This window comes from Micromonospora sp. AMSO1212t (genome assembly GCF_008868145.1).
In the GTDB taxonomy this organism is placed as follows: domain Bacteria; phylum Actinomycetota; class Actinomycetes; order Mycobacteriales; family Micromonosporaceae; genus Micromonospora; species Micromonospora tulbaghiae.
Genome location: NZ_WBKS01000212.1, coordinates 1 through 5,815 on the forward strand (window position 1 = coordinate 1; position 5,815 = coordinate 5,815).

9 protein-coding genes are annotated in these 5,815 nt (G+C 73.3%); 5 read left to right on the top strand and 4 right to left on the bottom strand.

What is annotated here, in order from left to right:
- Positions 1 to 983 (top strand): glycoside hydrolase family 5 protein (locus tag F8279_RS28930; RefSeq protein ID WP_151501634.1); only part of this gene is annotated, 983 nt, incomplete at its 5' end.
- Between the two features lie 44 nt (positions 984 to 1,027).
- Here the strand turns inward: F8279_RS28930 and F8279_RS28935 are convergent.
- Positions 1,028 to 1,930, bottom strand: coding sequence for a diiron oxygenase (locus F8279_RS28935; protein ID WP_151501635.1), 903 nt, complete (start codon positions 1,928 to 1,930; stop codon positions 1,028 to 1,030).
- Between the two features lie 51 nt (positions 1,931 to 1,981).
- Here F8279_RS28935 and F8279_RS28940 point away from each other — a divergent pair, with 51 nt between their 5' ends.
- The 4 genes from F8279_RS28940 (at position 1,982) to F8279_RS28955 (ending at position 4,469) form a co-directional block, all read left to right on the top strand.
- Positions 1,982 to 2,698: a TetR family transcriptional regulator gene (locus F8279_RS28940; RefSeq protein ID WP_091428134.1), complete on the top strand. Its 717-nt coding sequence runs from the start codon at positions 1,982 to 1,984 to the stop codon at positions 2,696 to 2,698.
- Positions 2,695 to 2,964: a DUF4873 domain-containing protein gene (locus tag F8279_RS28945; RefSeq protein ID WP_091428132.1), complete on the top strand. Its 270-nt coding sequence runs from the start codon at positions 2,695 to 2,697 to the stop codon at positions 2,962 to 2,964. The genes F8279_RS28940 and F8279_RS28945 overlap by 4 nt, the downstream gene beginning before the upstream one ends.
- 21 nt (positions 2,965 to 2,985) lie before the next feature.
- Positions 2,986 to 3,624: a YdcF family protein gene (locus tag F8279_RS28950; RefSeq protein WP_151501636.1), complete on the top strand. Its 639-nt coding sequence runs from the start codon at positions 2,986 to 2,988 to the stop codon at positions 3,622 to 3,624.
- A gap of 83 nt (positions 3,625 to 3,707) precedes the next feature.
- Positions 3,708 to 4,469 (top strand): glycosyltransferase family 2 protein, encoded by a 762-nt coding sequence (locus tag F8279_RS28955; RefSeq protein ID WP_151501637.1) that lies wholly within the window; start codon positions 3,708 to 3,710, stop codon positions 4,467 to 4,469.
- Here the strand turns inward: F8279_RS28955 and F8279_RS28960 are convergent.
- The 3 genes from F8279_RS28960 to F8279_RS28970 form a co-directional block, all read right to left on the bottom strand.
- Positions 4,429 to 5,202, bottom strand: a complete 774-nt coding sequence (locus F8279_RS28960; RefSeq protein WP_151501638.1) for an SDR family oxidoreductase — start codon at positions 5,200 to 5,202, stop codon at positions 4,429 to 4,431. The genes F8279_RS28955 and F8279_RS28960 overlap by 41 nt on opposite strands.
- Before the next feature lie 5 nt (positions 5,203 to 5,207).
- Positions 5,208 to 5,330 carry a ribosomal protein bL36 gene (locus F8279_RS28965; protein ID WP_091428126.1) on the bottom strand — a complete coding sequence of 41 codons (123 nt, stop codon included), beginning with the start codon at positions 5,328 to 5,330 and terminating at the stop codon, positions 5,208 to 5,210.
- 135 nt (positions 5,331 to 5,465) lie between these two features.
- The coding region (locus F8279_RS28970) for a cellulose binding domain-containing protein (RefSeq protein WP_192580795.1) at positions 5,466 to 5,815 on the bottom strand (350 nt) is incomplete at its 5' end.

The window sequence follows — 5,815 nt, forward strand, 5'->3', positions numbered from 1 at the left end:
GGTTGACCCCGCACACCTGGAGCTGGCCGTTGATCGCGACCGGCACCACGCCGGTCGCGATCAACGGCCAGCTCCAGGTGTGCGGGGTCAACCTCTGCAACCAGTACGGGCGGCCGATCCAGCTGCGCGGCATGAGCACGCACGGGTTGCAGTGGTTCGCCAACTGCTACACCGACGCATCCCTGGACGTGCTGGCGAACGAGTGGCGGTCCGACCTGCTGCGCATCTCGATGTACGTGCAGGAGCAGGGCTACGAGACCAACCCGGCCGGCTTCACCAACCAGGTGAACACGCTCGTGGACAAGGCCGAGGCCCGGGGCATGTACGCGCTCATCGACTTCCACACGCTGACGCCAGGTGACCCGATGTACAACCTGGACCGGGCCAAGACGTTCTTCGCCAACGTGTCGGCGCGCAACGCCGCGAGGAAGAACGTGATCTACGAGATCACCAACGAGCCCAACGGGGTGAGCTGGTCGACCATCCGCAACTACGCCGAGCAGGTCATCCCGGTGATCCGGGCCAACGACCCGGACGCGGTGGTCATCGTCGGCACCCGGGGCTGGTCCTCGCTCGGCGTGTCCGATGGCGGCAACTCCGACGAGATCGTGAACAACCCGGTGCGGGCGCAGAACATCATGTACACGTTCCACTTCTACGCCGCGTCGCACAAGGACAACTACCGCAACGAGGTGCAGCGGGCGGCGAGCCGGCTCCCGCTGTTCGTCACCGAGTTCGGCACCGTCACCTACACCGGTGACGGCGCGGTCGACACCGCCAGCAGCAACGCCTGGCTCGACCTGCTCGACCGGTTGAAGATCAGCTACGCCAACTGGACGTTCTCGGACGCTCCCGAGGGGTCGGCGGCGCTGCGGCCGGGCACCTGCGCGTCCGGCTCGTTCAGTGGGACGTCGGTGCTCACCGAGTCCGGCGCGTACATGCGCGACCGGATCCGTACCGCCGACGACTTCCCCACCTCCTGACCGGGCGGCCGGCGGCGATCCTTTCCCCTTCGGGTCGCCGCCGGTCAGCCCTCCACCAGGCCGGCCCGGCGCCACAGCGCGCGGCCCGGACCGGCGACGAGGCCCAGGTCGGTCAGGTGGTCGGCGATCCGCTGCGCGGACCAGCGCAGCGTGGCCCGCCAGTGCGGATTCGCGCGCGCCGCGGCGCGGCCGACCGCCGGGTCGATCCCTACCGCCGCGTACGCCCGCGGGTGCACCAGGCGCCGCGTGATCGAGTACGCGGCCCGGCCGATCACCAGCCGCGCGTACGCCATCGCGACCGGCCCGGCCGCCTCGACCTGCCGGGTCAGCTCGTCGCGGGCGAAGCGCACGTGCCGGGCCTCCTCCACCACGTGGATGCGCGACACCATCCGGATCAGCGGCTGCAACGACTCGTCGGCCATGATCTCGCGCTGGAACGAGTCGAGGATCTCCTCGGCGATGAGGATGGCCGCGTACATCTGCGGGCCGGTCGCTGTGGACTTGAGCCAGCGCCCGAGCAGGTGGTCGAACGGCTCGGCGCGGTAGACCGGGGCGCCCGCGGCCTCGATGAGCCGGCCGAACATGATGGAGTGCCGGCACTCGTCGGCGACCTCGGTGAGCGCGTACTGGGCGTGCCGGCTGGTCGGGTCCGCGTCGTAGTACTGCCGGATCAGCATCTGCATGAGGATCGTCTCGAACCAGATCCCGGCGCTGGCCGCGCTGGTGACCTCGTGCTTGGTCAGCTCGACCCGCTGGTCCTCGGTCATGGCCTCCCACAGGGGAGTGCCGTAGAGACTGCTGCGCGACGGCGGCAGCCAGTAAGCGCCGGGCACCGGCGGCGCCGACCAGTCGATGTCGACCATCGGGTCGTAGCTGGTGCGTACCGAGGCGGAGAGCAGGCGATCGGCGACCGCCTCGCGGGGGAAACCGGCCGTCGTCCGCTCCATGATGACCCCTCCATATTGACGTAACTTCGAGTAACTGTTACGAGTGGTAGCATGCGACGGACCACCACCGATGTCAATGGCCCCGACGCTCCGCCGGAGCCGGCCGCGCCCCGCCCCGGCGGGCGGCGCGACCGCTGGGCCGACCACCGCGAACAGCGGCGGCAGGAACTGATCGCGGCCGCCATCCAGGCGCTGCTGCGGCACGGCCCGAGCGTCGACATGGACCAGGTCGCCGCCACCGCCGGGGTCAGCAAGCCGGTGCTCTACCGCTACTTCGCCGACAAGGCGCAGCTCTGGCTGGCGGTCAGCGAGGTGGTCGCGGCGCGCGTGGTGGCCGCGATCGCGCCCGCGGTCGAGCAGGTACGCGAGGAGCGGGCGCTGGTCGAGGCGACGATCGACGCGTACCTGAGCGTGGTGGAGTACGAGCCGTCGCTCTACCGGTTCCTCGTGCACGAGTCCGGGCATCCCGGCATCCAGCAGGTGGTCACCGGCACCAGCCGGCAGGTCGCGACCGGGCTGGCCCGGGTCATCGGCGATCGGCTGCGCGCGCTCGGCCTCGACGCCGGCCCGGCCGAGCCGTGGGCGTACGGGCTGGTCGGGTTCGTGCAGGCGGTCGGCGACTGGTGGACCACGCACGGGCAGCCGATCCACCGGGCCGCGCTCACCGAATACCTGACCACGCTGCTGTGGAGCGGCATCGAGGGGGTCCGCCGGGGCGCCGACCTGCCACCGGAGCTGACCCGCGCGCACGAACGGATCGACAGGTGACCTGGCAGGGCACGGCCGAGATCGCCGGCACCACGGTACGGCTGCACGCCGGCGGGCGGTTCGAGCCGGTCGACGGCCGCTACCACTGGGCCGGGCGGGTCGAGCCGGAACCGCGACTGGTCCGGCTGCTGCGCTCCGGCCGCCGCGACGTGGAGGTCCGGATCGGCGAACGGGTCGCCCGGGCCCGGCTGGCCGAGGTGGACCCGTGGGGCGGCGTCCGCATCACCGGCGTCGGCACGCCGCCGTGGCCGCCGGACGACGAGTGATCCGGCCCGTACCGTGAAGGGATGACGCCGCCCGCCACCGTGCTGCTGGTCTTCGGCCGCGGGGTGGTGGCCGGCGACGACGGCTACCGGCTCACCGCGGAGAGCGTCGCGCGCACCGAGGCCGCGGTGGCCTACGTCCGCGCGCACGCCGAGGTGTTCCGCCGTACGCGCGGCGCCCGGGTGGTGTTCACCGGCGGCTGGCCGCACGGTCCGGCCGGAATGCCCGGCCCACCGCCCGGATTCCGGGAGGCCGAGCTGATGCGGGCGCTGGCGCGCGACGCCGGGCTCGACGCGTACGCCCGGTCGGCGGCCGAGACCCGCTCCCGCACCACCGTGCAGAACCTGGCGCACACCGTCCAGGACGGGCTGCTCGGCGCGGCGGAGTTCACCGCCCAGCACCCGCTCGGGCTGGTCTCCCACCCGTGGCACCTGCCCCGCGTCCGGCTGCTCGCCGCGCGCGTGCTCGGGCTGTCCGGCCGGGCGCTGGCCGACGTGCCGGTGACCGCGCCCGACCCGGTGCCCGTCCGGCGGGAGCGGGCCGCCCGGGCGTTCAGCCGGATCGGCTTCCTCGGTGTGCGTACCCCGGAGGCGTCGCTGCGCCGCGAGCGCGCGCTGACCCGCGCCGCCGACCGGATCGGACGCCTCACGCCGCGACGGTGATTCGCCGGAGCGGGCGCGGGGTACGTCGGTCCTCGATCGACCCGGCGGGCCGTGCCGGCGGGCGAGTCCACCCGGGAGGTCCCGTGATCGTGCTCGTGCCGGTGTACCGGCCCGGTGACCGGCTTCCGCCGCTGGTCGGCGACCTGCGGGCGGCGCTGCCCGGCGCGGACGTGCTCGTCGTCGACGACGGCAGCGGCCCGGCCGCCGCCGAGGTGCTGGGCGCGGCCCGCGCCGAGGGGGCGACGGTGCTGCGCCGCCGGGTCAACCGGGGCAAGGGCGTGGTGCTGCGCACCGGCTTCCGGTACGCCTCGACGCACCGTCCCGGACGCGACGTGGTGTGTGTGGACGCCGACGGCCAGCACGCTGTGACCGACGTGTGCCGCGTGGCGGAACGGATGCGCGTCACCGGAGCGCCGACGCTCGGCGTACGCCGGTTCGACGGTGAGGTCCCGGCGCGCAGCCGGTTCGGCAACGCGGCGACCCGGGTGGCGTTCCGGCTGGCGACCGGCCGGGACGTGCGCGACACCCAGACCGGGCTGCGCGCCTACCCGGCCGCCCTGCTCGGCTGGCTCACCACCGTCCCCGGTGACCGCTTCGAGTACGAGATGGCGGTGCTGCTGCGGCTGGTCCGCGCCGGGGCGCCGGTCGAGCAGGTGGACATCGCCACCCACTACCACGGCGACAACTCGGGTTCGCACTTCTCCGCGCTCGCCGACTCGGTGCGGATCTACCGCCCGCTGGCCGCCTCCGCCGTCGCCCGCCTGGTGGGGCGCTCCGAGGTGGACGCCGTACCGACCGCCGCCGTCACGACGTCGCGTCCCACACCTGCGACTCGAACTCCCTGAGCTGGTCGCGCAGCGACGGCGGGTACGCGGTGCGGTACGCGTGCTCCCCGGCCGGCACCACCCGGACCATCTCGTCGATCATCTCCTGCGGATCGCGCTGGTGGCCGAGGTAGTCGCCGAAGTCGGGGCGGGGCAGCAGGGCGGCCGACTCGTCCCACCACTGGGACATGGTCTCCACGCCGGTGTCGTTGTAGCCGGTCCGGTACGGGCCGGGGTTGATCACCGCGACGCGTACCCCGCGCGGTTCCAGCTCCCCCTTCATGGCCCAGGCCAGCGCCTCGATCGCGTGCTTGGTGGCGGCGTAGACGCCGATGAAGGGCCGGGTCCGCACGCCTACCGCGGAGGACACCCAGACCACCTTTCCCGCCCCCCGGGCCAGCATCGGCGGCACCAGATCCTGCGCCAGGTGCAGGTGGCCGAACACGTTCACCTCGAACGACCGGCGGACGCGGTCCATCGGGATCTCCACCAGAGCACCGGCCTCCTGGACGCCCGCGTTGAGCACCAGGACGTCCACCCGGTGCCGGGCCGCGGCGGCCCGGTCGGCCGGGTCGGTGACGTCCAGCTTGATCGCGTCCAGCGCGACGCCCGCCCGCTCGGCCTCGGCGCGCAGCTCGCGGACCTGTGGCCACACCTGCGCGGCGGCGATCACGTGATGGCCCTCGCGGGCCAGCCCGAGCGCGGTGCCCCGACCGAGCCCGCTGCCGGCCCCGGTGATCAGGATGTCGGCCATCGGGCTCAGCCCTGCCGGGCCTTCTGCCGCCGGTCGGCCTTGTTGAGCACGAACAACTTGCCCCGGCGCCGGACCACGATCGAGCCGGCCTTGCGCTTGAGCGCGCGCAGGGAGCTTCGGACCTTCATTTCCGCTCCTTCGGTTCCCGCCGGTGTCCGTCCGGCACGGGTACCCGCCGGGGCGGCGCCCATGCCCGGCGTGACCGGCGTGACCGGCGGGGTGGCGGCATCACCGTGTCCGGGACGCCGCCACCCCCGGGCGGATCAGGCGGTCGTGCAGGTGCTTCCGTTGAGCGTGAACGAGGCGGGCCTCCCGGTGTCGCCGGTGTGGGTGGCCTGGAAGCCGATGTCCACCGAGCCGCCCGGCGGGATCGACGCGTTGTAGGACACGTTGCGTGCGGTCACCGCGCCGCTGGACGGGCTGTACGTGGCGTTCCAGCCCCCGGTGATCGTCTGCCCGCTCGGCAGCGTGAACGCGAGGTTCCAGCCGTTGATCGCCGTGGTGGACGTGTTGGTGACGGTCACCGCGGCGGTCAGCCCGTTGTTCCAGGCGTTCACCACGTACCCGACGCGGCAGGCCCCCGACGGCGGCGGGGTGGAGTCCCGTCCGAAGA